Source organism: Pseudomonas sp. S34, from assembly GCF_009866745.1.
Taxonomy (GTDB): domain Bacteria; phylum Pseudomonadota; class Gammaproteobacteria; order Pseudomonadales; family Pseudomonadaceae; genus Aquipseudomonas; species Aquipseudomonas jessenii.
This window is the reverse complement of record NZ_CP019398.1, coordinates 1218543-1245101: the sequence shown is the minus strand read 5'-3', so window position 1 is coordinate 1245101 and position 26559 is coordinate 1218543. Positions and strand designations below refer to the sequence as shown.

The 26559-nt window shown below is 61.2% G+C and carries 23 protein-coding genes and 1 pseudogene; 8 read left to right on the top strand and 16 right to left on the bottom strand.

Features of this window, described 5'->3' with window-relative positions; all coding sequences use genetic code 11:
- Positions 1 to 88: 88 nt before the first annotated feature.
- The 15 genes and pseudogenes from PspS34_RS05330 to PspS34_RS05260 form a co-directional block, all read right to left on the bottom strand.
- Complete coding sequence (locus PspS34_RS05330) at positions 89 to 418, bottom strand: hypothetical protein (protein WP_102669805.1); 330 nt, start codon at positions 416 to 418, stop codon at positions 89 to 91.
- Positions 415 to 1329, bottom strand: a complete 915-nt coding sequence (locus tag PspS34_RS05325; protein ID WP_154861826.1) for an alpha/beta hydrolase — start codon at positions 1327 to 1329, stop codon at positions 415 to 417. The genes PspS34_RS05330 and PspS34_RS05325 overlap by 4 nt, the downstream gene beginning before the upstream one ends.
- Before the next feature lie 148 nt (positions 1330 to 1477).
- A complete protein-coding gene (locus PspS34_RS05320; protein WP_057716204.1) occupies positions 1478 to 2755 on the bottom strand; it encodes a flavohemoglobin expression-modulating QEGLA motif protein in 1278 nt (425 codons plus the stop codon).
- Positions 2756 to 2787: 32 nt separating this feature from the next.
- Entirely contained in the window at positions 2788 to 3342 is a 555-nt protein-coding gene (locus PspS34_RS05315; RefSeq protein ID WP_154861827.1) for a hypothetical protein, read from the bottom strand.
- A gap of 142 nt (positions 3343 to 3484) precedes the next feature.
- Complete coding sequence (locus PspS34_RS05310; protein ID WP_174245502.1) at positions 3485 to 4201, bottom strand: TetR family transcriptional regulator; 717 nt, start codon at positions 4199 to 4201, stop codon at positions 3485 to 3487.
- A gap of 98 nt (positions 4202 to 4299) precedes the next feature.
- Positions 4300 to 5802 carry a lysine--tRNA ligase gene (lysS, locus tag PspS34_RS05305; RefSeq protein WP_057716207.1) on the bottom strand — a complete coding sequence of 501 codons (1503 nt, stop codon included), beginning with the start codon at positions 5800 to 5802 and terminating at the stop codon, positions 4300 to 4302.
- A gap of 114 nt (positions 5803 to 5916) precedes the next feature.
- Positions 5917 to 7012, bottom strand: a protein-coding gene (gene prfB, locus PspS34_RS05300) for a peptide chain release factor 2 (protein ID WP_109790603.1) whose coding sequence is annotated in 2 segments (ribosomal slippage) — positions 5917 to 6939 and positions 6941 to 7012 — 1095 coding nt in all. Because the reading frame shifts where the segments join, the coding sequence is not laid out codon by codon here.
- Between the two features lie 156 nt (positions 7013 to 7168).
- Positions 7169 to 8222: pseudogene (locus PspS34_RS05295) on the bottom strand (PleD family two-component system response regulator).
- A gap of 48 nt (positions 8223 to 8270) precedes the next feature.
- Entirely contained in the window at positions 8271 to 9281 is a 1011-nt protein-coding gene (locus PspS34_RS05290) for a chemotaxis response regulator protein-glutamate methylesterase (protein WP_150812875.1), read from the bottom strand.
- Entirely contained in the window at positions 9278 to 11557 is a 2280-nt protein-coding gene (locus PspS34_RS05285) for a hybrid sensor histidine kinase/response regulator (protein ID WP_159389527.1), read from the bottom strand. The genes PspS34_RS05290 and PspS34_RS05285 overlap by 4 nt, the downstream gene beginning before the upstream one ends.
- A complete protein-coding gene (locus PspS34_RS05280; RefSeq protein ID WP_090453333.1) occupies positions 11554 to 12234 on the bottom strand; it encodes a chemotaxis protein CheW in 681 nt (226 codons plus the stop codon). The genes PspS34_RS05285 and PspS34_RS05280 overlap by 4 nt, the downstream gene beginning before the upstream one ends.
- A complete protein-coding gene (locus PspS34_RS05275) occupies positions 12231 to 13502 on the bottom strand; it encodes a protein-glutamate O-methyltransferase CheR (RefSeq protein WP_154861829.1) in 1272 nt (423 codons plus the stop codon). Before PspS34_RS05275 ends, PspS34_RS05280 begins: the two co-directional genes overlap by 4 nt.
- Complete coding sequence (locus tag PspS34_RS05270; protein ID WP_150812872.1) at positions 13499 to 14035, bottom strand: chemotaxis protein CheW; 537 nt, start codon at positions 14033 to 14035, stop codon at positions 13499 to 13501. Before PspS34_RS05270 ends, PspS34_RS05275 begins: the two co-directional genes overlap by 4 nt.
- A complete protein-coding gene (locus tag PspS34_RS05265) occupies positions 14035 to 15657 on the bottom strand; it encodes a methyl-accepting chemotaxis protein (protein WP_150812974.1) in 1623 nt (540 codons plus the stop codon). Before PspS34_RS05265 ends, PspS34_RS05270 begins: the two co-directional genes overlap by 1 nt.
- A gap of 287 nt (positions 15658 to 15944) precedes the next feature.
- Positions 15945 to 16637 (bottom strand): tellurite resistance TerB family protein, encoded by a 693-nt coding sequence (locus tag PspS34_RS05260; RefSeq protein WP_154861831.1) that lies wholly within the window; start codon positions 16635 to 16637, stop codon positions 15945 to 15947.
- Between the two features lie 194 nt (positions 16638 to 16831).
- Here PspS34_RS05260 and PspS34_RS05255 point away from each other — a divergent pair, with 194 nt between their 5' ends.
- The 8 genes from PspS34_RS05255 (at position 16832) to PspS34_RS05220 (ending at position 26106) form a co-directional block, all read left to right on the top strand.
- Entirely contained in the window at positions 16832 to 17746 is a 915-nt protein-coding gene (locus tag PspS34_RS05255; RefSeq protein WP_057716216.1) for a LysR family transcriptional regulator, read from the top strand.
- Positions 17747 to 17892: 146 nt separating this feature from the next.
- A complete protein-coding gene (locus PspS34_RS05250; RefSeq protein WP_223473733.1) occupies positions 17893 to 19350 on the top strand; it encodes a gamma-aminobutyraldehyde dehydrogenase in 1458 nt (485 codons plus the stop codon).
- Between the two features lie 83 nt (positions 19351 to 19433).
- Positions 19434 to 20585 (top strand): putative ABC transporter substrate-binding protein YdcS, encoded by a 1152-nt coding sequence (gene ydcS, locus PspS34_RS05245; RefSeq protein WP_057716218.1) that lies wholly within the window; start codon positions 19434 to 19436, stop codon positions 20583 to 20585.
- A gap of 185 nt (positions 20586 to 20770) precedes the next feature.
- Positions 20771 to 21808 carry an ABC transporter ATP-binding protein gene (locus PspS34_RS05240; protein ID WP_154861833.1) on the top strand — a complete coding sequence of 346 codons (1038 nt, stop codon included), beginning with the start codon at positions 20771 to 20773 and terminating at the stop codon, positions 21806 to 21808.
- 1 nt (position 21809) lies between these two features.
- Positions 21810 to 22757, top strand: a complete 948-nt coding sequence (locus PspS34_RS05235) for an ABC transporter permease (RefSeq protein WP_154861834.1) — start codon at positions 21810 to 21812, stop codon at positions 22755 to 22757.
- On the top strand, positions 22747 to 23556 hold the full coding sequence (locus tag PspS34_RS05230) for an ABC transporter permease (protein ID WP_057716221.1): 810 nt from the start codon (positions 22747 to 22749) through the stop codon (positions 23554 to 23556). Before PspS34_RS05235 ends, PspS34_RS05230 begins: the two co-directional genes overlap by 11 nt.
- A 179-nt stretch (positions 23557 to 23735) precedes the next feature.
- Entirely contained in the window at positions 23736 to 25160 is a 1425-nt protein-coding gene (locus PspS34_RS05225) for a gamma-aminobutyraldehyde dehydrogenase (RefSeq protein WP_150815320.1), read from the top strand.
- 439 nt (positions 25161 to 25599) lie between these two features.
- On the top strand, positions 25600 to 26106 hold the full coding sequence (locus PspS34_RS05220) for a Bro-N domain-containing protein (protein ID WP_150815321.1): 507 nt from the start codon (positions 25600 to 25602) through the stop codon (positions 26104 to 26106).
- Between the two features lie 150 nt (positions 26107 to 26256).
- Here PspS34_RS05220 and PspS34_RS05215 read toward each other — a convergent pair whose 3' ends face one another.
- Positions 26257 to 26442, bottom strand: a complete 186-nt coding sequence (locus PspS34_RS05215; protein WP_046041279.1) for a hypothetical protein — start codon at positions 26440 to 26442, stop codon at positions 26257 to 26259.
- Positions 26443 to 26559: the final 117 nt, after the last annotated feature.

The window sequence follows — 26559 nt, the reverse complement described above, 5'->3', positions numbered from 1 at the left end:
TATCAGTCAACATTATTGTTGAAAGTTAAACCGCTTTCGCGAGCAAGCCCGCTCCCACATTGGATCTGTGTTGTTAGTTAGAACCGGTTTACGGCTCCAGCTTCTGCGGCGTCTCCTGCCCCATGCAGCGCACGGCTTTTTTCTTGCTGTCGACCAGCACGCCGGTCAGGCCTTTCTGTTCGGTGTCGAACAGCACCAGCACGCCATCGATGCACTGGGCCACTTGGGCCGCCGGCGCCAGGGAAACCTTGTAGTCCTCGCCCGGCACGGTCTTGAGCATGGTGAAGTCGCTGAGCAGCAACGCATCCTCGGGCTTGGCGAAGTGCAGGTAGCCGTACCACCACAGGGCACCGACGGTGCCGAGGATGCTGCAGATACCGGTGATGATCAGCGGGATGGCGTTACGTTCTTCACTCATTGCGGACTCTCTGGTGGTTCATCTTCTGAATTCGGGGGCGCCGGGTAGTTGGGGATTTCACCCAGGCGGCGCAGGCCGTTGAAATGTTGCGGGTCATCGAGATAACGCAGCATGACCTTGCGCCAGACCGGGTCGGCGAACGTCTGCACATGACCGCCACGGGTCAGTTGCAGCACCCGCGGCGGCGGCGCAGCTTGATACAGTCGGATGCCGTTGGAAAGAGGCACGATCGGATCGTCGATGCTGTGGTAGATCAGTTTCGGCACGTCCTTGAGTTGCGTCATGGAGTTGATCGCGCTGTCGCCGTCCGGCACCAGCCACGACAGCGGCACCTGGAACGTCCAGAACACCCATGAATTACTCAGCGCATACCGGCCGACACTGCGATAACTGGCGGGCACGCCGTCGAGGACAACAGCCTTGAGTTGTTTCTGCCGCTCGGGGTGTTGAACGAGGTAGTGGACAGCCATCGAACCGCCAAGGCTTTGGCCGAGCAGGATCAGCGGCTTGCCCTTGACCTCGGGGGCCTGGTCGAGCCATTTGAACGCCGCATCGATGTCCTGATAGATCGCCGGCAGGCTCGGTTTGCCTTCGGACAAGCCATAACCGCGATAGTCCACCAGCAGCACTTGATAGCCCTGTTCCGGCAACCACCAACTCCCGCCCAGATGCATTGGCAGATTGCCGCCGTTACCGTGCAGGTGCAGCACCGTGCCTTTGACCTCGACACCCGGCTTCACCGGCAGCCACCACGCGTTCAGCTTGAGACCATCGGCGGTGTTCAAGGTGACGGTGCGGTATTCGAGCCCGGCCTTTTCCGGCGTGAACAACTGGCCGGGTTCGGGATAAAACAGCAAGGAGCTGCAACCGCTCAGGGCCAGGAGAAGGCAGACGATGCCGAGGATTCTCATCCGTTGAAACCTCGCGAAAATGGGATTGGAATACGACCCAATGTGGGAGCGGGCTTGCTCGCGAATGCGGACTGACATTCACCATCTCTGCTATCTGATACACCGCTTTCGCGAGCAAGCCCGCTCCCACATTGAGTCCGCGTGATCCTTAAAGGATGTTCGAGTAATCCGCCTCGATCCGGTCCAGGCTCAGGTGGTTGAGGAAGTTGGAGAAGCACATCCACGCCGACAGCGCGTTCATGTCGCGGAACTGTTCCGGCAGGTACTTGGGCGGAACCACCAGACCTTCATCCACCAACTGGCGCAAGGTACGCATGTCTTCCAGGGTGGTCTTGCCGCAGAACAACAGCGGTATCTGCTCCAGCTTGCCTTTACGCACGGCCAGTTGAATGTAGTTGTAAATCATGATGAAGCCCTTGAGGTAGGACAAGTCTTTGGTAAATGGCAGACCTGTCGGCACCGAGCCGCGGAAAACGCGACTGGCGTTGCTGTAGCTCTCGGGCATTTCGAAGCCTTGCTCGCGGAAGAACTCGAACACCTGCAGGAAGTCGGCACCCTCCTCCACCATATGAATGGCCCGCGTGCGGTTGGTCAGTTTGCGCAGGCGACTGGGGTACGAGGCGAAGGTGATGATTTCCATCAGGATCGCCAGGCCTTCCTGGGTCACCGTCGACGAGGGCGGCCCCTTGGAGAGGAAGGTGCAAATCGGCTGGTTCAGGCCGTTGAGGGTGGTGCCGACATGCACCAGCCCTTCGTGGACCTCCAGGGCGCGCACATCGCGCTGATTGAACATCGCATCGGAGCGGATCTTGATGTAGTCGGCGCCAGCCGCCGCATCGGCGACGATCCCGTCGGACTCGAACACCCGGATGGTTTCCTCGGCTTCGCCAAATACCTTGTTCAAGCGATGCTGCAACAGGTCGACCGCATCCTTGGCCGTCAGCGTCTTCGGCTCATCCTTGAGGTCGCCGCGGCCGTCGATGTTGTTCAGGTATTCGGACAACATCATACCCAGGTCGGACAGCGTCGGGTCGCCGGCGTGGAACGCGTCGGAGGCAGCACCATACAATTCCTGCGAGATCAGGCCGAAATCCTCGGTGCCGCGCGCTTCGAGCATGCGCACCACCATGCGGTATTCCTTGCACATGCGACGCATGATCTGGCCGACCGGGTTGAACTGGCCGAGCTGGCGGGTGATGTCGCGCTCTATGTTCTGGAACTCCAGCTTCACTTTGCTGGAATCGAACGCCAGCGGCCGGTTGAGGTAGTAGTCGCGGTCCACCGCCGGCATTTCCTTGCCTTTGGCCTTGAGGAAGCCCTTACGAATGTTGTCGTCCCACTTGACCGCATCGAGGACGCGGATCGGCGTCTGCGCCAGCACGATGCGATCGGACAAAATGCGTATCGACTGTTGGTAATCGTCCACCCGAAACTCCTGTAGAAACCTGATTGTGCTGCTTATTTGGCTTTGGCCTGACGCTGGTAGCGCACGGCTTCGACGAACACATCGGAATTGGCCGGGTCGTCGAGGTAGGCGGTGACTTGATCCATGGAGCTGTTGATCAGCACGCCTGCGCCGTCGTCAGTCTGAAACGCTTCTCCGCTCAGGGCGTTTTGCTTCAGCGCCTGGTTGACCTGTTCGGGGTCGAGGTTGTACAGCACCAGTTCACGCTGGTCGGTCAGCTCGAAGCCGCCGATGATGAAATACCCGCCGAACTGCGCCGGCACCTTCGCCGACAAGTACCAACGGTTGCCATGGCGCGACACGGTAAAGGGGTAGGCTTCACGCTCCTTGGGTTTGGCCTTGAAGTAGCTGACGGCCTGGTAGCGATTGTCGGCGATGCGGGTCAACTCCAGATTGACGGGCTCGCCCCAGGCGCTGGTGCTGGTCCACTTGCCGAGCAACCCTTTGGGCGCGGGCTCGCTCGTGGGCAGCGGTTCCTTGAAGGTCACCAGACAGCCACTGAGCAGCAGGAACGACAAGGCGATCACAACGACACGCCAGGCTTTCATTCAATACTCCCTTGAAGATCACACGGCTTCACCCTGTGGGAGCGGGCTTGCTCGCGAAGGCGGTACATCAGTCGACATCAACTTTGACTGACACACCGCTTTCGCGAGCAAGCCCGCTCCCACAGGTCATGCACCAGCCGGACTACACCGACGCCAGCACCAGGTGCATGTAGCGCGTCAGGATGCCGAGCATTTCCTCTTCGGCGGCAGGCTCGTCTACGTTGAGCAGGCCCTGATATTCCATCCGGCCGATAATCGCCGTCAACACTTTGGCATCCTGATGCGGCTCGCGCGAGCCCAATACCTGGAACAGCTGGCAAGAGCCCTGCAGCAGGATTTGCTGATGCGAGCGCACCAGTTCGGCCAGGCGCGGGTTGAGCAACGCCTCCTGACGGAACGCCTGCTCGGCCATCAAATGTTCGCGACGATTGACCAATTGCCGGTGAACGTAATCGGTCATCAGCCGTGCAATGTCGTCCGCCAGTTTCGAGCGTGCCTGCGGGCTGCCGTCGCCACTGGCGATCATGTCGCGCAGCAGGCCCTCGTTGTTCACCCACAGCTTGCCCATGTACGCCGCACTGCGTTCCACGTATTGGGCGAAGGTATCGGTGAGCAGGTCATCGATATCCTTGAAATAGTAAGTGGTCGCCGACAACGGCACTTGCGCCTCGGCGGCCACCGCACGGTGCCGGACGGCACGCACGCCATCGCGCACAACAATGCGCATCGCGGCGTCGAGAATGTCCTGTCGTCGCTGTTCACTGCCCTGTCGGCTGGCCTTGCGACCCTGGTACTGAACGCTTTCAGCGACCGCAGTGGCGATACCCGCTGCACCTTCTTGAGCCATTGCACGAATCACGACAGGTATTTCCTCTCAGATGAAACTAACAAGTTGATACGTTTGTACCAGACAGGCAATAAAAAGCCGCCTCAAAGGCGGCTTTTTATTTGAAACACTTACGCTTGCGGCCGCATGTGCGGGAACAGGATCACGTCGCGGATCGACGGGGAGTTGGTCAGCAGCATCACCAGACGGTCGATACCGATGCCTTCACCCGCCGTTGGCGGCATGCCGTACTCCAGCGCACGAACGAAGTCGGCGTCGTAGTGCATGGCTTCGTCGTCGCCGGCGTCCTTGTCGGCCACCTGAGCCATGAAGCGCTCGGCCTGGTCTTCCGCGTCGTTCAACTCGGAGTAGGCGTTGGCGATTTCACGACCACCGATGAACAGCTCAAAACGGTCGGTGACGTTCGGGTTGTCGTCGTTACGACGGGCCAGCGGCGACACTTCGAACGGGTACTGAGTAATGAAATGCGGCTGCTCCAGCTTGTGCTCGACCAGCTCTTCGAAAATCATCACCTGCAGCTTGCCCAGGCCTTCGAAGCCCAGCACCTTGGCGCCGGCCTTCTTGGCGATGGCGCGAGCCTTGTCGATGTCGTTCAGATCATCGGCGGTCAGCTCAGGGTTGTACTTGAGGATCGAGTCGAACACCGACAGACGCACGAACGGCTCGCCGAAGTGGAACACCTTGTCGCCGTACGGCACGTCGGTGCTGCCCAGAACCAGCTGCGCCAGTTCGCGGAACAGTTCTTCGGTCAGGTCCATGTTGTCTTCGTAGTCGGCGTAGGCCTGGTAGAACTCCAACATGGTGAATTCAGGGTTGTGACGAGTCGAAACGCCTTCGTTACGGAAGTTGCGGTTGATCTCGAACACTTTCTCGAACCCGCCAACAACCAGGCGCTTGAGGTACAGTTCCGGCGCGATACGCAGGAACATGCCCATGTCCAGCGCATTGTGATGGGTTTCGAACGGCTTGGCTGCCGCGCCGCCAGGAATGGTCTGCAGCATCGGCGTTTCCACTTCCAGGAAGTCACGCTTCATCAGGAAGCTGCGGATGTGGGCGATGACTTGCGAACGCACGCGGAACGTCTGGCGCACGTCTTCGTTGACGATCAGGTCGACGTAACGCTGGCGGTAGCGCTGTTCGGTGTCGGTCAGGCCGTGGTGCTTGTCCGGCAGCGGGCGCAGGGATTTGGTCAGCAGGCGCACGCTGGTCATTTCGACGTACAGGTCGCCCTTGCCGGAACGGGCCAGGGTGCCTTCGGCAGCAATGATGTCGCCCATGTCCCAGGTTTTCACCGCGGCCAGGGTTTCTTCGGACAGGGTTTTGCGGTTGACGTAGACCTGGATACGACCGGTCATGTCCTGGATCACCATGAACGAGCCACGGTTGAGCATGATACGACCGGCAACCTTGACCGGGATCGCAGCCTCTGCCAGCTCTTCCTTGGTCTTGTCCGCGTACTGTTTCTGCAGTTGTTCGCAGTAGTTTTCGCGGCGGAAGTCGTTCGGGAAGGCATTGCCCTTGGCGCGCTCGGCAGCAAGCTTTTCCTTGCGCAGGGCGATCAGGGAGTTTTCTTCCTGTTGCAGGGCTTGCGGGTCGAGTTCTAGGTCGCTCATGTCTTTAAATATTCCATCACAGGTTCGTTGCCCCCAGGCCTGCGGCCTGGGGATCGCCAGCAAGCTGGCTCCTACAAGGATCGCGCCGGGTCAGCCGATCCTGTATTGCATTGCTTACAGCCCGGACTTCAGGCTCGCTTCCAGGTATTCGTCGATGTCGCCGTCGAGCACCTTGTCGCAGTCGCTGCGTTCGATGTTGGTGCGCAGATCCTTGATGCGCGAGGCATCGAGCACGTACGAACGGATCTGATGACCCCAGCCGATATCGGACTTGGTGTCTTCCAGCGCCTGGGACGCCGCGTTGCGCTTCTGCATTTCCTGCTCGTACAACTTGGCCCGCAGCATTTTCATGGCGGTGTCCTTGTTGGCGTGCTGGGAACGTTCGTTCTGGCAGCTGACCACGGTGTTGGTCGGTACGTGGGTGATACGTACGGCCGAGTCGGTGGTGTTTACGTGCTGACCACCGGCACCGGAGGAACGATAGGTGTCGATTCGCAGGTCTGCCGGATTGATCTCGATTTCCACCTTGTCATCGATCTCTGGCGAGACGAACACCGCCGAGAAAGAGGTGTGGCGACGGTTGCCGGAGTCGAACGGGCTCTTGCGCACCAGACGGTGCACGCCGATTTCGGTCCGCAACCAGCCAAACGCGTATTCGCCCTTGATGTGCACGGTCGCGCCCTTGATCCCGGCGACTTCACCGGCGGACAGTTCCATGATGGTCGCGTCGAAGCCGCGCTTGTCGGCCCAGCGCAGGTACATGCGCAGCAGGATATTGGCCCAGTCCTGGGCTTCGGTGCCGCCGGAACCGGCCTGGATGTCCAGGTAGGCATTGTTCGGGTCCATTTCGTGGCTGAACATGCGGCGGAATTCCAGCTTGGCCAGACTTTCCTCGAGACGGGCCAGCTCGGCGACGACATCGCCCACTGCGCCTTCGTCGTTCTCTTCGACGGCCATGTCCAGCAGGTCGCGGCAATCGGCCAGACCGGTGTTCAGCTCGTCCAGGGTATCGACGATCTGCGCCAGTGCAGCGCGCTCGCGGCCCAGTTCCTGGGCGTATTCAGGTTTGTTCCAGACACTCGGATCTTCAAGCTCGCGATTGACTTCGGTCAGACGCTCATGCTTTTGATCGTAGTCAAAGATACCCCCGAATAGTTTCGGAGCGCTCGGACAGGTCCTTGATGGTGTTCAGGATCGGGTTGATTTCCATGACGGGCAGCACTCGTTGGCGAACTTTTGAAAGCCGGCGAGTATACCGGGAAACAGCCGAAAACGGCAGTCCGCCTGGCCGAAAAGCCAAGCCCTTGTAGGAGCGAGCTCGCTCGCGAAAAACGCTCAGGCACCGCGTTTATTCAGATAGCCATCGTCATCGTTGACGACCATCGCGAGCAGGCTCGCTCCTACAGGGGGGAGGCTGTTCAGCCGATGCCCACCTGATTACGCCCATTGTTCTTCGCCGAATACAGCCCCTTGTCCGCCGCCAGGATCAGGTCGCGGCAGTTGCTGCCCGCTTTCGGGGTAATAGTCGACAGGCCGATGCTGATGGTCAGGCTCGAACCTTCGGCCGGCGAGTTGTGCGGGATCTTCAGGGCTGCCACGGTCTGGCGCAGCTTCTCGGCCACCAACCGTGCACCGCCCTGGGAGGTGTTGGGCAGCACCAGGGCGAACTCTTCGCCGCCGTAGCGGGCCGGCAGGTCCGAAGGCCGGGCACTGGCGTCCTTGATCGCCGCGGCGACCTTGCGCAGGGCTTCATCGCCTTCCAGGTGGCCGAAGCTGTCGTTGTAGGCCTTGAAGTAGTCGACATCGATCATCAGCAATGACAACTGGCTCTGCTCACGCAGCGAACGGCGCCACTCCAGTTCCAGGTATTCATCGAAGTGCCGACGGTTCGACAACCCCGTCAGGCCATCGGAGTTCATCAGGCGTTGCAGCACCAGGTTGGTGTCGAGCAGTTGCTGCTGGCTGACCCGCAACGCGCGGTACGCCGCATCCCGTTGCAGCAGGGTCATATAGGAGCGCGAGTGGTAGCGGATGCGCGCGACCAGTTCGATATTGTCCGGCAGCTTGACCAGATAATCGTTGGCCCCGGCCGCAAAGGCCGCGCTCTTGATCAGCGGGTCTTCCTTGGTCGACAGAACGATGATCGGAATGTCCTTGGTCGCCGGGTGATTGCGGTATTCGCGCACCAGGCTCAGACCGTCAAGACCGGGCATGACCAGATCCTGCAGGATCACTGTCGGCTTGATGCGCACCGCGTGGGCGATGGCCTGGTGCGGGTCGGAGCAGAAGTGGAAATCAATGTTCTCTTCGTTCGACAGGCCGCGACGCACGGCTTCGCCGATCATGGCCTGATCGTCCACCAGCAACACCATGGCGGCGTTTTCGTCGGTCTTGAAGTCGTCGAGCTGTAATTCAGTCATGTGCGGTCACCTGAGTACTACCTGAGCCAGGAATGAGGAAAAAGGTGCTCATTTGGCGAAAATCTCCAGCAATCGTGGCGCTATCTTGTCCAGCGGGCGAATCTCCACGGCAGCGTCGATGGCTGCGGCCGCCTTCGGCATGCCGTACACCGCACTGCTGTTTTGGTCTTGTGCGATGGTCAGGTAGCCCTGTTGGCGCATGAGTTTAAGCCCTTGGGCGCCATCACGCCCCATGCCGGTGAGCAAAACCCCCACGGCGTCACCGCTCCAGTAACTGGCCACGCTCTCGAAGAACACATCGATGGAGGGCCGGTAGATTTCGTTGACCGGTTCGGCGGTGTAGGCCAGCGTGCCGTTTTTCAACAAGCGAATATGGTGATTGGTGCCGGCCAGCAATACCCTGCCGCTTTGCGGCGGCTCGCCCTCCTGGGCCAGGCGCACATCAAGGCCGCTGGCAGTGCCGAGCCATTCAGCCATGCCGGCGGCAAACACCTGGTCAACGTGTTGCACCAGCACAATGGCCGGAGAGAAATCACGCGGCAGCCCCTTGAGCAAGACTTCCAGCGCTGCCGGCCCACCGGCGGATGAGCCAATGGCGATCAGGCCCTGGCGTGAGCCCGAACTGCGCAAGGGTGCCGGCACCGGGCGTGGGCGGTTACCCTTGTCGCCGATCAGCCAGACGATGTTCAAGATCTTGCGCAACAACGGCGCCGCCGCTTCCTGGGCATTGCCGGCGCCGAGGGCCGGGGTGTCGACCACGTCCAGCGCACCGTAGCCCATGGCCTCGAACACCCGGTGCACGTTCTGCTGGCGATCCACGGTGACGATGACGATGGCACACGGGGTCTCGGCCATGATCCGCCGCGTGGCCTCGACGCCATCCATCACCGGCATGATCAGGTCCATCAGAATCAGGTCCGGTGTGTCCAGCGCGCACTGGCGCACCGCCTCGGCACCATTGCCGGCGACCCAGACCACCTCGTGGGCCGGCTCGAAAGCCAGGGCGCGGCGCAGGGCCTCCACCGCCATGGGCATGTCATTGACGATTGCGATCCTCATGCCCGCGCTCCTCCGATGAGCTCGACCACTGCATCGAGCAAGGCGTCGTCATGAAAACTGGCCTTGGCTAGATAATAGTCGGCCCCGGCATCCAGTCCACGGCGCCGGTCCTCTTCACGATCCTTGTAGGACACCACCATCACCGGCAGCGATTGCAGGCGATTGTCCCGACGCAGCAGCGTGACCAGTTCGATGCCGTCCATGCGCGGCATATCAATGTCGGTGATCAGCAGATCGAAATCCTCCGAACGCAGCGCGTTCCAGCCATCCATGCCGTCCACCGCAACCGCCACGTCATAGCCGCGATTGAGCAACAGCTTGCGCTGCAACTCTCGCACGGTCAGGGAATCATCCACCACCAGAATTCGTTTGCGGGCCGCCTCGACCACCTGATTGCTGTGACGGGCAATGCGCTCCAGACGCCCGGTGTTGAGCAGTTTTTCCACCGAACGCAGCATGTCTTCGACATCCACGATCAGCACCACCGAACCGTCGTCGAGCAGGGCCCCGGCGGAAATGTCCTGCACCTTGCCCAGACGCTCGTCCAGCGGCAGCACCACCAACGTCCGCTCACCGATGAACCGCTCCACGGCCACGCCGTAGATGGCATCGCGCTCGCGAATCACCACGACCTTCAGGGTTTGCCCGCTGTTCTGGCTGGCCGGACGTTGCAGCAACTGACTGGCCGCCACCAGGCCGACATGCCGGCCTTCGTGCCAGAAATGCTGGCGGCCTTCGACCTGCACGATATCCGCCGGCTCCAGGTCGCACATGCGCTCAATGTGCGCCAGCGGGAAGGCATAGGCTTCGTCGCCGACTTCCACCACCAGGCTGCGCACCACCGACAGGGTCAGCGGCACCTCAAGGTGGAAACGACTGCCCTCGCCCGCCGTCTGCTCCAGCACCACCGCGCCGCGCAGCTGCCGGACCATGTGCTGCACCGCATCCAGGCCGACGCCGCGACCGGACACCTCGGTGACCTTGTCGCGCAGACTGAAACCGGGCAGGAACAGGAACGTCAGCAATTCCTCTTCGCTCAACTGAGCGGCGGTTTCCGCGAGGGACAAATTTCGTTCAACGATGCTGCGACGGAGCTTTTCCAGGTCCACGCCGTTGCCGTCGTCGCTCAGTTCAAGCACCAGCAGACCGGCCTGATGGGACGCGCGCAGGCGAATCAAACCTTCAGCCGGCTTGCCGGCCAGCAGGCGCTGCTCCGGGGTTTCGATGCCGTGGTCGACCGCGTTGCGCAACAGGTGAGTCAGCGGCGCTTCGAGCTTTTCCAGCACGTCGCGATCGACCTGGGTTTTTTCGCCTTCAATCTCCAGGCGCACTTGTTTGCCCAGATCGCGCCCCAGATCCCGGACCATCCGCACTTGCCCGGTCAGCACATCGGCAAAGGGCCGCATGCGACAGGCCAGCGCCGTGTCGTACAACACCTGCGCCCGTTGGCTGGCATGCCAGGCGAACTCGTCGAGTTCGGCGTTCTTTTCCATGAGCAGTTGCTGGGATTGCGCGAGCAAGCGCCGCGCATCCTCAAGGGCTTCCTGGGCTTCCAGGCTCAAGGCGTGATCCTTGAGATGCACATTGAGGTTCTCCAGTGCGCGCAGGCTGTTGCTCTGCATGCGCTTGAGTCGCTGCATGGTCGCCAGGTGCGGTTTGAGCCGCAGGGTTTCCACCAGGGATTTGCTCGACAGATCGAGCAGGCTGTTCAGGCGCTCGGCGGTGACACGCAGCACACGTTCGCCGTTTTCGGTGGTGCGTTTGGTCTTGTGTGGAGCTGGCGCCGATGGCGGTTCGACGACAGGCGCCGGCGACTCGACCTTCGGCGCGGGTGCTTCGAGCTGAAGTTCGGCCATCACCGGTGCGGCAGGCGAAACCAGCGGGGCCGCCGGGTCCAGCAACCGCGCCATCAACGCCACATAGGCCCCGATGTCCGCGACTTCCGGGTTGTTGCTCGGTGTGGCGATGCGCATCAGCAGATCGGTGCCTTGCAGCAACGCATCGATATGCTCGGGGCGCAGCAACAGGCGGCCTTCCTGGGCGCTGACCAGACAATCTTCCATCACATGGGAGACGCTGACTCCGGCGTCGACACCGACGATCCGCGCCGCACCCTTGAGCGAGTGCGCGGCACGCATGCACGATTCAAGTTGATCGGCCTGGGTCGGATCGCGCTCAAGCGCCAGCAGGCCGGCGCTCAAGACTTGGGTCTGGGCTTCGGCCTCCAGACTGAACAGCTCAAGCAACGAAGCGTCGCGCATTTGCTCGGGGGTCATGTGAGGCTCCGGGTCACGGCGCACAACAGCTGCTCTTCATCCAGCCAACGCAGGCTGCGACCTTTGAATTGCAACACGCCACGGGTGTATTTGGCGCTGGCCTGAGCACCTGAGCGCGATGCGGTATCGAGGATGTGCTCGTCGATGGCGTGAATCCCGTCGACTTCGTCCACCGGCACCACCACCGGCCCGCCGTCGGCGGCGATGATCAGCATGCGTGGCATGACCCGTGCACCGGTGGCCACGCTGCTGGCGCCGTCGAGCCCGAGCAGTTCCACCAGCGACAGGCAGGCAACCAGCGCTCCGCGTACATTCGCCACGCCGAGCAAGGCCCGGGAACGTTGATGCGGCAACGAGTGAATCGCTTGCAACGGCGCCACCTCTACCAGGCTACGGGTCGCGAGCCCCAGCCACTCCTCACCCAGACGGAACATCAACAGCGAGCGGGTTTTCACCTCACTCTCGACCGCGACGGACACAGTCCCGCGATCTTCCTGCTGCAATGCATAACGATCGAGCAAGCGTGTGGCGGCCGCCGAATACACCGCACAATTGCGGCAATGAATATGGTCGCTGAGCAGCGGGCAGGACTTGTCACCGTGGATACCAATGCGGTTCCAGCAATCGTCGATGGCCTGGGCATCCCGGGTGACGCTGAAGGTATCGGAGGCGATCATCGTTTACGCTCACTGTCGACGGAACGTGCGCTGCGGGCGGCACGCTCCTGCAATCGTCTGGCTCCCATCGCGTCGCCCTGGGCCTGCAGCAAGCCGGCCAGGTGCATCAACGCTTCAGGATGTTGCGGTTCCAGGTACAACGCCTTGCGGTAAAAACCCTGTGCTTCAAGGGTATTGCCAGCCACATCGCTGAGCAGCCCCAACCAATAAAAGACCTGAGCCACCGGTTCATGGCTGCGCAAGTAGCTTTCACACGCCGCTCGCGCCTCGGCGCTTTTGCCTTCATCGGCCAGCACGGCGATATTGGCCAGCAGCGCGGCAGTGTCGGAGCCGGAGGTTGCAGGCGCAGGCCGCAGCGGCGCAACCCGGGCAAACGGACGGCTGCGCACTGGCGCAGGCGGTGGATTGCGCAACGGTTGCGGCACCGGCAATGGCGCAGGAACGAACGTCGGCAAGGGATCAGGGTCCGCAGCTCCCTGTCGACTGAACGCGAAGGACTGCGCGATACCAATCGAGCGCATCCCCAAACGCCCCAGCAGACCGCCTTCGGCCGGGCCGATAAACAGCACGCCGTCAACGTGGGTCAGGCACTTGAGCACTTCGAAGACTAGCTTCTGGGTCGGCTGGTCGAAGTAGATCAGCAGGTTGCGACAAAACACGAAATCGAATGGCGGTTCACCGGCCAGCAAGGCCGGATCCAGCAGATTGCCTACCTGCAGGCGCACTTGCTCGAGCACCCGCTGATCGAGGCGATAGCTCTCGCCTTCGGCGATGAAATGACGGTCGCGAAACGCAATGTCGTCACCCCGAAAGGAATTCTTGCCGTACAACGCCCGACGGGCTTTTTCCACTGACAACGGGCTGACGTCCAGGCCGTCGACCTTGAACTGGTGCGGTTTGAGCCCGGCATCGAGCAACGCCATGGCGATCGAGTACGGTTCTTCGCCCGTGGAGCATGGCAGGCTGAGAATTCGCAGGGCGCGCAGGTTGTTGATTTCGGCCAGACGCTTGCTCGCCAGTTTCGCCAGGGTGACGAAGGACTCCGGATAGCGGAAGAACCAGGTTTCCGGAACGATCACCGCCTCGATCAAGGCCTGCTGCTCGTCCCGCGAGCCCTGCAAGGTGTGCCAATACTCATCGGCCGACACTGCTTGCGAAACGATGCTGCGCTGGCGCACCGCTCGCTCGATGATCGCAGGCCCTACCGAGGTCACGTCGAGTCCGATGGTTTCCTTGAGAAAGTCGAAAAAACGCTGATCGCTGTTCATGGCCGCTCCTGCAGCAGTGCCGGATCCATTGGCGGCGAGGGAAACAACAATGCGCGCACCTGATCGTCCAGCAGATCGCCGACCCGCACCCATTGCAGCAACCCCCGCTCGTCCTTGCGCACCGGCCCGAGGTAAGGCGTCTGGCGATTGTCCAGGCCATAAGGCTGAAAATCCGCCGGATCGCAGCGCAAGGTGTCAGTCGCCTGTTCCAGAATCAGCCCGAGCAGTTGTGTCTCGGCGGTTTCATCCGGGCGATAGTTGACCAGCACCAGTCGCGTGCTGGTACGGGCCTGTGCAGGCATGCCAAAGGTCAGTGCGCTCAAGTCGATCACCGGCACCACGGTGCCCCGATAGGCGAACACCCCGGCGACCCAGGCGGGGGCATGGGGAATGGGCTTCAACGGCAGGCACGGCAGCACTTCAGCCACTTCGATAGCCTTCAAGGCATAGCGCTCGTTGCCGATGCGAAACACCAGAAACAAGGCATGCAGCGCCTGCTTCACGGCAGAGCGTTTGGCCGTGATTTCGCTCATCAGACTTTGAATCGCGAAACGCCGCTGCGCAGCCCGACGGCCACCTGGCTCAGTTCATCGATGGCGAAACTGGCCTGGCGCAGAGACTCGACCGTCTGGCTGCTGGCATCACCCAACTGCACCAGCGCATGGTTGATCTGCTCGGCGCCGGTAGCCTGGGCCTGCATGCCTTCGTTGACCATCAGCACCCGCGGCGCCAGCGCCTGGACCTGATGGATGATCTGCGACAACTGCTCGCCGACTTGCTGTACCTCGGACATCCCGCGACGCACCTCTTCGGAGAACTTGTCCATGCCCATGACCCCGGCCGACACCGCCGACTGGATCTCGCGCACCATTTGCTCGATGTCGTAGGTGGCCACGGCCGTCTGGTCCGCCAGGCGCCGCACTTCGGTGGCGACCACGGCAAAGCCGCGTCCGTATTCCCCGGCCTTCTCGGCCTCGATGGCGGCGTTGAGCGACAACAGGTTGGTCTGGTCGGCGACCTTGACGATGGTGACCACCACCTGATTGATGTTGCCGGCCTTCTCGTTGAGGATCGCCAGCTTGGCGTTGACCAGATCGGCCGCGCCCATCACCGAGTGCATGGTTTCTTCCATGCGTGCCAGGCCTTGCTGACCGGAACCGGCAGCCACGGAAGCCTGATCGGCGGCGGTGGAGACCTCGGTCATGGTGCGCACCAGATCCCGGGAAGTGGCGGCGATCTCACGGGAGGTCGCGCCGATTTCCGTGGTGGTGGCGGCGGTTTCGGTGGCGGTGGCTTGTTGCTGCTTGGACGTCGCGGCGATCTCGGTCACCGACGTGGTCACCTGCACCGACGAGCGCTGGGCCTGGGACACCAGAGAAGTGAGCTCGGTCATCATGTCGTTGAACCCGGTCTCTACCGCGCCGAATTCGTCCTTGCGCTCCAGGTTCAGGCGGCTGCTGAGGTCGCCGGTGCGCATGATTTCGAGGATTCTCACGATGCGGTTCATCGGCGCCATGATGGCGCGCATCAGCAACAGACCACAGAGAGCGGCCGCCAGCACCGCGATCACCAGGGAAATACCCATGATGACTTTGGCTGTGAGCACTGCATCGTCAATGGCCGCGATGTCTGTGTCCGCCACAGACTTGTTGTGACGCAGGATTTCATTGACCTTCATTCGACCCGCTGTCCAGGTCGGGGTCAGTTCACCCTTGAACATGTTGACGGCCTCGGCGTTCTGGTTGCGTTTATACAACTCGATCACCGCGGCCAGAATCCGGTGGTAGTCCTCATGAAGCTTTTCGAACGCGGCGAACTCGACTCTGTCTTCTTCGTCGGCAATCGTTCCACGGTAGAGCTCCATCTGCTCTTTCAACCGCTCGGCGTAGCCCTTGAAGCTCGCGGCATCCTCGGCAGTGAAGCTCTGCCCTTCCTCCAGGCCGAGCATGGCCTGAATGCGTACATAACTGTCGGACCACGCGCCACGAACCATCGAGCTGTAATACAACCCTGGCAGAGCGTCCTCACGCACGCTGGCCTCGCTTTTTTCGATCTTCAACAGCCGCGAATACGAGACAACCACCATCAGCAACATGATGGCGATAATTACCGCAAAGCTCGCCAAAATGCGTTGGCGTAACGTCCAGTTCTTCACAGTCATTCCTCGGAGCCGATTCGAAATGCGGGGAGTATAGCCGAGGGCGGTGTTTCATTTATAAGACGGTTGCGCGCTACTTCTCATCCCGTCAAAAAAAGGCGGGATGGGTGCCAGGGGTGATTGGGCAGAAAGGGGCCGTGGAATGACCATTGGGAAGGTGGTGTGGCTGAAAACGCCATCGCGAGCAGGCTCGCTCCCACATTGAGTCTCTGGTGTATGCAGAATCTGTGATCACTGAAGACCTGATGTGGGAGCGAGCCTGCTCGCGAATACAGTCTGAAGGATTACAGGGAAGCCTGGCGAACCTGCTTCTCAAGCTCGGCCTTCAACCCCGGCTCCAGCTTGAGCTGCCGCGCCAGCTCATCGAGATAGGCCTTCTCCATGAAGTTTTCCTCGTCCACCATCATCACGCTGGCGATGTACATCTCGGCGGCGATTTCCGGGGAGCGGGAGGCGCGGGCGACATCGCTCGGGTCCAGTGGCTTGTTGAGCTCGGCGTGCAGCCAGTGTTGCAGCTCCTGATCGCTGTCGAGCCGGGTGAATTCGCCTTCGATCAAGGCACGCTCACGCTCATCGACATGACCGTCAGCCTTGGCCGCAGCCACCAGCGCCTTGAGAATCGCCTGACTGTGCAGCTCGACTTGCGCGTCTGGTACGCGGTCCAGGGTTTGCGGTTGCGCACCGGCCGCACCGCCCTGCTGGGCCTGCCAGTTTCCGTAGGCTTTATAGGCCAGCACGCCCAACGCGGCGAGACCGCCGTAGACCGCGACCTTGCCCCCGACTTTACGGGCCTTTTTGCTGCCGAGCAGCAAGCCCATGGCGCCTGCCGCCAATGCCCCGCCACTCGCGCCGGAGAGCAAACTGCCGAGGCCTCCGTTGCCACCGCTCGCACCCTTTTGCAGCGGGCTGCCGGCCTTGTTCTGCAACAGGTCCTGACCGGACTTGAGTAGTTGATCGAGCAATCCACGGGTGTTCATTTACCGCCTCCACAAGACGTTTAACCTGAAACCAAGACCACCAGCCTAAAACGAAAGTGCCCACGCCCCGTGGGCGAGAGTGCTTCCAGATGTTGCACTCCCTCAATGCGCCCCTTGCCGCTTGCGCCGGCCTATCAGAAAAAACGATATACACTCTCGCCAATCGATAAAAACAGCCCACCGGGTACTTCCCCATGATGACCTTGCGTCAGATCCGTCACTTCATCGCCGTGGCCGAGACCGGTTCGATCTCGGCCGCCGCGCAAACCGCGTTCATTTCCCAGTCGACCCTGACCCTGGCGATCCAGCAACTGGAGGAGGAAATCGGCGTCAGCCTGTTCAGCCGCCATGCCAAGGGCATGACCCTGACCCACCAGGGGCATCAATTCCTGCGTCAGGCGCACTTGATCCTGGCCACGGTGGATAACGCCAAGCGCAGCCTGCAACAGAGCACCGACCAGGTCGCCGGGCAACTGATCGTCGGCGTGACCAGCCTGGTGGCCGGTTATTACCTGGCGGATTTGCTCACCCGTTTCCAGCGCGCCTACCCCAACGTGGAAATCCGCGTGATGGAGGATGAGCGCCCGTACATCGAGCATTTGCTGGTCAGCGGCGAGATCGATGTCGGCGTGTTGATCCTGTCCAACCTCGAAGACCGCCACGCATTGCAGACCGAAGTGTTGACCCGCTCGCCGCACCGGCTATGGCTGCCGGCCCAGCACCCGCTGCTGGAACACGACAGCATCAACCTCGCCGACGTGGCCCGCGAGCCATTGATTCAACTGAACGTCGATGAAATGGACCGCAACGCCCAACGCATGTGGTCGGCAGCCTCCTTGCAACCGCGCATCACCCTGCGCACGGCCTCGACCGAAGCGGTGCGAAGCCTTGTGGCCGCTGGCCTGGGCGTATCGATCCAGCCCGACATGACCTATCGCCCGTGGTCACTGGAGGGCGACATCATCGAAGCGCGGCCGATCGCCGACCTCAGCCAGACCCTGGATGTCGGCCTGGCCTGGCGTCGCGGCACCGCGCGGCCGGCATTGGTGGACCCCTTCCTCACGGTCGCGCGCGAACAACCCCATGGCGGGCGCAAGCCATCTATTTAATCGAACGCTACCTTCAGTATTTAGTATTTGTTGTCCTCGGGTCCGCGAACTAGTCTTGTTGCATCTAATAAGACGGCCGGGCCCCAGTCACAGGGAGCGCTGCCATGTCTACACAACAAGCCACACAAAAAACGAGAACCCGAAAAATGGCTGGTGCGCAGACCCCGTTGTTCACCGCCTTGTTGATCGATGGTGAAATAGTCGCAGGGCAAGGCTTTGCCGAACCCATCATCAATCCGGCCACCGGCGAAATCCTGACGCAAATCGCCGAAGCCAGCACCGAACAAGTCGAAGCAGCCATCCTCGCCGCCCACCGCGCCTTTGCCGGTTGGTCGCGGACCACGCCACAACAGCGCTCAAACCTGCTGTTGGACATTGCCAACGCCATCGAAAAAAACGCCGACCATCTCGCCCGCCTCGAAGCCCTGAATTGCGGCAAGCCGTTGCACCTGGCCCGTCAGGATGACCTCAATGCCACGGTCGACGTGTTCCGCTTCTTCGCCGGTGCCGTGCGTTGCCAGACCGGCCAGCTCAGCGGCGAATACCTGCCGGGCTACACCAGCATGGTCCGGCGCGATCCTATCGGGGTCGTGGCGTCGATTGCGCCGTGGAACTACCCGATCATGATGGCCGCGTGGAAAATCGCCCCGGCCCTCGCCGCTGGCAACACCCTGGTGTTCAAGCCGTCGGAACACACGCCGCTGTCGATCCTGGCCCTGGCGCCAGCGCTGGCCGAGATCCTGCCGCGCGGTGTAATCAACATTATTTGCGGTGGCGGCGAAGGCGTCGGCAGCCACCTGGTGAGCCACCCTAAAGTGCGCATGGTGTCGCTGACCGGCGATATCGTCACCGGCCAAAAGATTCTCCAGGCCGCGTCGAAGACACTCAAACGCACCCACCTCGAACTCGGCGGCAAGGCCCCGGTGATCGTCTGCAACGATGCCGACATTCAGGCCGTGGTCGAAGGCGTACGCACCTACGGCTACTACAACGCCGGCCAGGATTGCACCGCCGCTTGCCGCATTTATGCCCAGGCCGGGATTCATGACCGCCTGGTGGCCGAGCTCGGCGCGGCCGTCGGCAGCCTGCGTTTCGCCGGCAAGCGCGATGCCGACAACGAAATCGGCCCGCTGATCAGCACCCGCCAACGCGACCGCGTGGCCAGTTTCGTCGAACGTGCCTTGGGCCAGCCGCACATCGAGCGGGTAACCGGCGCAGCGGTGCACTCCGGCGCCGGCTTCTATTACCAGCCGACCCTGCTCGCCGGTTGCAAGCAAAGTGACGAGATCGTCCAGCGCGAAGTGTTCGGGCCGGTGGTCACCGTGACCCGCTTCGATGAGCTGGAACAAGCGGTGGACTGGGCCAACGACTCGGAATACGGCCTGGCCTCGTCGGTCTGGACCCAGAACCTCGACAAGGCCATGCAGGTCGCGGCGCGCTTGCAGTACGGCTGCACCTGGATCAACAGCCACTTCATGCTGGTCAGCGAAATGCCCCACGGCGGCTTGAAGCGTTCGGGCTACGGCAAGGACCTGTCCAGCGATTCGCTTCAGGACTACAGCGTGGTGCGGCACATCATGGCCCGCCATGGCGAGCATCTCTGACTAAGCTAATAACAAGCCGCCAACGGCATGCTTCACCACGTTCACAACTGCCCCGACCATAATTTAAAGAAGAGGGAATTCCAATGTTCGTGCACAAGACCGCACTGCTCAGTGCAATCACCACCGCGCTGCTGGCCAGCGCCAGTGTCCAGGCCGCCGAGCCGCTCAAAGCTGTCGGGGCGGGCGAAGGCCAACTGGATATTGTGGCCTGGCCCGGCTACATCGAACGTGGCGAGAGCGACAAGGCCTACGACTGGGTGACCGGGTTCGAGAAGGAAACCGGCTGCAAGGTCAACGTCAAGACCGCCGCCACCTCCGATGAAATGGTCAGCCTGATGGCCAAGGGCGGTTACGATCTGGTGACCGCGTCCGGCGACGCCTCCCTGCGCCTGATCGTCGGCAAGCGTGTGCAGCCGATCAACACCGCGTTGATCCCGAACTGGAAGAACCTCGACCCGCGCCTCAAGGATGCACCCTGGTACGTGGTCAACAAGCAGACCTACGGCACCCCGTACCAATGGGGCCCGAACGTGCTGATGTACAACACCAACGTGTTCAAGACCGCGCCCACCAGCTGGGGCGTGTTGTTCAACGCGGAAAACCTGCCGGACGGCAAGCCGAACAAGGGTCGCGTGCAAGCCTATGACGGCCCGATCTACATCGCCGACGCGGCGCTGTACCTGAAGTCCGCCAAGCCGGAACTGGGTATCCAGAGCCCGTACGAACTGACCGAAGCCCAGTACAAGGCCGTGCTCGATCTGCTGCGCGCCCAGCAGCCGTTGATCCACCGCTACTGGCACGACACCACCGTGCAAATGAGCGACTTCAAGAACGAAGGCGTGGTCGCCTCCGGTGCCTGGCCGTATCAGGTCAACGGCCTGATGAACGAGAAGCAGCCAATCGCCTCGACCATCCCGAAAGAAGGCGCCACCGGGTGGGCCGACACCACCATGCTGCATGCCGAAGCCAAGCACCCCAATTGCGCCTACAAGTGGATGGACTGGTCGCTGCAACCGAAAGTCCAGGGTGACGTAGCGGCCTGGTTCGGTTCGTTGCCAGCGGTGCCGGCAGCGTGCAAGGGCAGTGAATTACTCGGTGCCGAAGGCTGCAAGACCAACGGTTTCGACAATTTCGACAAGATCGCCTTCTGGAAAACCCCGCAGGCTGAAGGCGGCAAGTTCGTGCCGTACAGCCGCTGGACCCAGGACTACATCGCGATCATGGGCGGTAGATAACCCGCCCTCCCCTGTGGGAGCGAGCTTGCTCGCGATGGGGGCATTACAGTCAATATTGTTGCTGACTGACACTCCGCCATCGCGAGCAAGCTCGCTCCCACAGAAGTGCAGAAACCCGATGTTCGTTTTTCAGAAGTCCAGGCAGGGCCGCTGCGACGGCCTTCGCCTTTTTGGAGCACCGCACCATGACGCTTGCAGTCCAGTTCACCAACGTTTCCCGTCAATTCGGCGAAGTGAAAGCCGTAGACCGGGTTTCCATCGACATCCAGGACGGCGAGTTTTTCTCCATGCTGGGGCCGTCCGGCTCGGGCAAGACCACCTGTTTGCGCCTGATTGCCGGTTTTGAACAACCGAGCGCGGGCTCCATCCGTATTCATGGCGAGGAGGCCGCCGGCCTGCCGCCGTACCAGCGCGACGTGAACACCGTGTTCCAGGATTACGCGTTGTTCCCGCACATGAACGTTCGCGACAACGTCGCCTACGGCTTGAAAGTCAAAGGCGTCGGCAAGGCCGAACGTCTCAAGCGCGCCGAAGAATCCCTCGACATGGTCGCCCTCGGTGGCTACGGCGAACGTAAGCCGGTACAGCTCTCCGGTGGTCAGCGCCAGCGTGTAGCCCTGGCCCGTGCCCTGGTCAATCGTCCACGGGTGCTGCTGCTCGACGAACCCCTCGGCGCCCTCGACCTGAAGTTGCGCGAGCAAATGCAGGGCGAGCTGAAGAAGCTGCAACGTCAGCTCGGCATCACCTTCATTTTCGTCACCCACGACCAGACCGAAGCCTTGTCGATGTCCGACCGCGTGGCCGTATTCAACAAGGGGCGCATCGAACAAGTCGATAGCCCGCGCAACCTGTACATGAAACCGGCCACCACCTTCGTGGCGGAATTCGTTGGCACCTCCAACGTGATTCGCGGCGATCTGGCCAAACAGTTGAGTGGCAATCCGCAACCGTTCTCGATTCGCCCGGAACACGTGCGATTCGCCGAAGGTCCGCTGGCCAGCTACGAGATTGAAGTCAGCGGTTTGCTACATGACATCCAGTACCAGGGCAGTGCGACTCGCTATGAGCTGAAACTGGAAAACGGCCAGACCCTGAACATCAGCAAGGCCAACAACCAGTGGCTGGACACCAGTGCACAGCACCAGACCGGGCAGCGCATCAGCGCACGCTGGGCGCGCGAGGCAATGATTCCGTTGCACGACACTGTTGCAGGCGGGGTGTGAGATGAACACCGTGGCTATCCCTCAATCTCCGGCCAGCAGCTCGCTGCTGCGCAGGTTTTCCAACCTGCTGTATCGCCGGCCAAATTTTTACCTGTCGCTACTGCTGGTGCCGCCGCTGCTGTGGTTCGGCGCGATCTACCTGGGTTCATTGCTGGTCCTGCTGTGGCAAGGTTTCTACACCTTCGATGACTTCACCATGGCGGTCACTCCCGACCTGACCCTGGCGAACTTTACCGCGCTGTTCCAGCCGTCGAACTTCGACATCATCCTGCGCACCCTGGGCATGGCGATTGCCGTATCGATTGCCAGCGCCATCGTCGCGTTCCCGATTGCCTACTACATGGCGCGCTACACCACCGGCAAGACCAAGGCGTTTTTCTACATCGCAGTGATGATGCCGATGTGGGCCAGTTACATCGTCAAGGCCTACGCCTGGACACTGCTGCTGGCCAAGGGCGGCGTGGCGCAGTGGTTCGTGCAGCACCTGGGGCTGGAGCCGGTCCTGCAGTTCGTACTGGGCATTCCGGGAGTTGGCGGTAGCACCTTGTCGACCTCACACCTGGGGCGCTTCATGGTGTTCGTCTACATCTGGCTGCCGTTCATGATCCTGCCGATCCAGGCCTCGCTGGAACGCCTGCCGCCTTCGCTGCTGCAAGCCTCCGCCGACCTCGGCGCCAAGCCGCGCCAGACCTTCATGCAAGTGATTCTGCCGCTGTCGATCCCGGGCATTGCCGCCGGCTCCATCTTCACCTTCTCGCTGACCCTGGGCGACTTCATCGTGCCGCAACTGGTCGGCCCGCCCGGCTACTTCGTCGGCAGCATGGTGTATGCCCAGCAAGGCGCGATCGGCAACATGCCGATGGCCGCTGCTTTCACCCTGGTGCCTATCGTGCTGATCGCCATTTACCTGTCCATCGTCAAACGACTGGGGGCCTTCGATGCACTCTGACAAAGCTTCCCTGGGCCTGCGCCTCGCCGCCTGGGGCGGGTTGGTGTTCCTGCACTTCCCGATCCTGATCATCTTCCTGTACGCCTTCAATACCGAAGACGCGGCGTTCAGCTTTCCACCCAAGGGTTTCACCTGGAAGTGGATCGGCGTGGCGTTCTCGCGGCCGGACGTGCTCGAGGCCATCAAGCTGTCGTTGCAGATCGCCTCGATTGCCACCCTGATCGCCATGGTCCTTGGCACATTGGCTTCGGCCGCGTTGTACCGCCGGGACTTCTTCGGCAAACAAGGCATCTCGCTGATGCTGATCCTGCCGATTGCCCTGCCGGGGATCATCACCGGGATCGCGTTGCTGGCGACCTTCAAGACCCTGGGAATCGAGCCGGGGATGTTCACCATCATCGTCGGCCACGCGACCTTCTGTGTGGTGATCGTCTACAACAACGTCATCGCCCGTTTGCGCCGCACCTCACACAGTTTGATCGAGGCCTCGATGGACCTCGGCGCCGACGGCTGGCAGACCTTCCGCTACATCATCCTGCCGAACCTCGGCTCGGCATTGCTGGCCGGCGGCATGCTGGCGTTCGCCCTGTCGTTTGACGAAATCATCGTCACCACCTTCACCGCCGGCCATGAACGCACCCTGCCGCTGTGGCTGCTCAACCAGCTCAGCCGCCCACGGGACGTGCCGGTGACCAACGTCGTGGCGATGCTGGTGATGCTGGTGACCATGCTGCCGATCCTCGGCGCTTATTACCTGACCCGTGGTGGTGAGAGCGTTGCGGGCAGTGGTGGTAAGTAACTGACAACGATTACTCCCGGTAGGAGCCGAATTCAATGTGGGAGCGGGCTTGCTCGCGAAGAGGCCATCACATTCAACAGTGATGGTGCCTGACACACCGCTTTCGCGAGCAAGCCCGCTCCCACAATTAGAGCCGGTTTCCACCGAGAAAAAACAACAGTTCCGAAGAGGACAAAGCCATGCAAACCAAACTCCTGATCAACGGCCAACTGCAAAGCGGCGAAGGCCCCGCCCAACCAGTGTTCAACCCGGCGCTGGGTAGTGTGCTGGTGGAAATCAACGAAGCCAGCGAAGCCCAGGTCGATGCCGCCGTGCGCGCCGCCGACGCTGCGTTCGACAGCTGGTCGCATACCCCGCCGAAAGACCGCTCGCTGCTGCTGCTCAAACTCGCCGATGCCATCGAAGCCCACGGCGAAGAACTGGCCAAACTGGAATCGGACAACTGCGGCAAGCCTTACAGCGCAGCGCTGAACGACGAGATCCCGGCAATTGCCGACGTGTTCCGTTTCTTCGCCGGCGCCAGCCGCTGCATGAGTGGTTCAACCGGTGGCGAGTACTTGCCGGGGCACACCTCGATGATCCGCCGAGATCCGGTGGGCGTGATCGCCTCCATTGCGCCGTGGAACTACCCATTGATGATGGTCGCCTGGAAAATCGCCCCGGCCCTCGCCGCCGGTAATACCGTGGTGCTCAAACCGTCGGAACAGACTCCGCTGACAGCCCTGCGCCTGGCTGAACTGGCGTCAGATATCTTCCCGGCCGGCGTACTCAACCTGGTGTTCGGCCGTGGTCCTACCGTCGGCAGCCCATTGGTCACTCACCCGAAAGTGCGCATGGTGTCGCTGACCGGTTCGATTGCCACCGGCTCGAACATCATTTCCAGCACCGCCGACACCGTCAAACGCATGCACATGGAACTGGGCGGCAAAGCCCCGGTGATCATCTTCGACGACGCCGACATCGATGCCGCCGTCGAAGGCATCCGCACCTTCGGTTTCTACAACGCAGGCCAGGACTGCACCGCCGCCTGCCGCATCTATGCCCAGGAAGGCATTTACGACAAGTTCGTGGAGAAGCTCGGCGCCGCCGTCAGCAGCATCAAGTACGGCTTGCAGGATGATCCGTCGACCGAACTCGGCCCGCTGATCACCGCACAACACCGCGACCGCGTTGCCGGCTTCGTCGAGCGCGCCATCGCCCAGCCACACATTCGTTTGATCACTGGCGGCAAGGCGGTTGAGGGCGATGGTTTCTTCTTCGAACCGACCGTGCTGGCCGACGCACAACAGGACGACGAAATCGTGCGCCGCGAAGTGTTCGGGCCAGTGGTGTCGGTAACCAAATTCACCGATGAAGCCCAAGTGCTGGGCTGGGCCAACGATTCGGACTACGGGTTGGCCTCCTCCGTGTGGACCGCCGACGTCGGCCGCGCCCATCGCCTGTCAGCGCGTTTGCAGTACGGCTGCACCTGGGTGAATACGCACTTCATGCTGGTTAGCGAAATGCCCCACGGCGGTCAGAAACTGTCCGGCTATGGCAAGGACATGTCCATGTATGGGCTGGAGGACTACACCGTTGTGCGGCATGTGATGTTCAAGCACTAAAGCATCGCGAGCAGGCTTGCTCCCACATTTGGAACGCATTCCCCTGTAGGAGCGAGCCAGCTCGCGATGGCGCCACCGCCACACTGCAAACAGTAAACTCCTACAGATTCAGCCTGCCTGAAAAACCCTCGATTCCTACAACAAGCGTCGCCAGAGTAGACTTGGCGCCGCGAGCGCCTGACCGATAGGCTTTGTTCCGTCGCTGCCAAATCAGCGGCCCGGAGTCGAAGCCGGAACAAGTCAAAACGGTGCTCGTGTGCCCCCATAGAACTGTGGCTGTTTTATGCCTTCAGTTCTGCATTATGGCGGGCCGTGTGGCGCGGGCCTTTCGGCTTCCGTTTTGACTTGGAAGTGTCCCGACTTCGAACGCCACTCGGTCCGCCACCCAACCTGTCGAAGGGTTGGTGGCGACTTTCCAAGCCAAAACGGAAATCACGCCATGCCAATGCATCCTCAAGGCTCGCCTCTTCCCTATTTCGATCCCACTGTCTTCACCCGCCACAACCGCTTCCTCCACGCTTTCATGCAAGACAACCAGGCCTGGTTCTGTGTTCAGGACCTTGGGCGCCTGATGGGCAAACCCCTGAATGAACGGCTCACCCTGAAACTCGACGCAGACCAACGTCGCACCGTCTGGCTTCGCAAAGACGGCAAAACGGTCGAAACCCTGATGGTCAGCGAATCAGGCGTGTACGCCTTGCTGGTTCACCACTTCGTCCCGGAAAACCGCAATCTGCGTCAGTGGTTGAGCAACGAAGTCATACCCTCGCTGCGTGATGCGAAATCAGAGCCTGTGGAAAACCTGCCAAGTCTGAGTTCCTTGAATTGGGCCGGAGTTTCGGTGCCCTTGCTGCATTACCAACACCACGCCTGGATCAAGTGGCGAGACATGCCTGAACTGATGCAAGTGCAGCGACCCTTTCCAATCTCGGGCACTTGCCGTTGAAGGGATAAATCGAGCCGATCAAAAAGGGAAACTGTAGGAGCGAGCCTGCTCGCGATGGACTCAAAGACACCGCGTACATCCAGAACGGACGCGTCATCGTTAACGACCATCGCGAGCAGGCTCGCTCCTACATTACGGCTCCAGGTCCACTCAAAACCGCGAAACACTCCTCATCGCGTCCACCAGATACCTCATCGCAATCCTGTCGCTCTCCGACAGCTCCCGATAGCGTTCCACCAGTTTCATTTCCTCGCTATTGAGCCGGCGTCTTCGTCGCCCCAGGGCCAGACACGGAAAGATTCCCAACATTTCGGTGATGCCTTGTACTTTCGACATGGACGATGTCCTTCTAAACGTCAAAGAAAACTGCAAAAAACCGCATCGCCCTACCCCTTTTCGGCAGCCGCATCGTGCCGACTGAACCGCACCGGTCTTTCGGGCTTAAACCGGTCA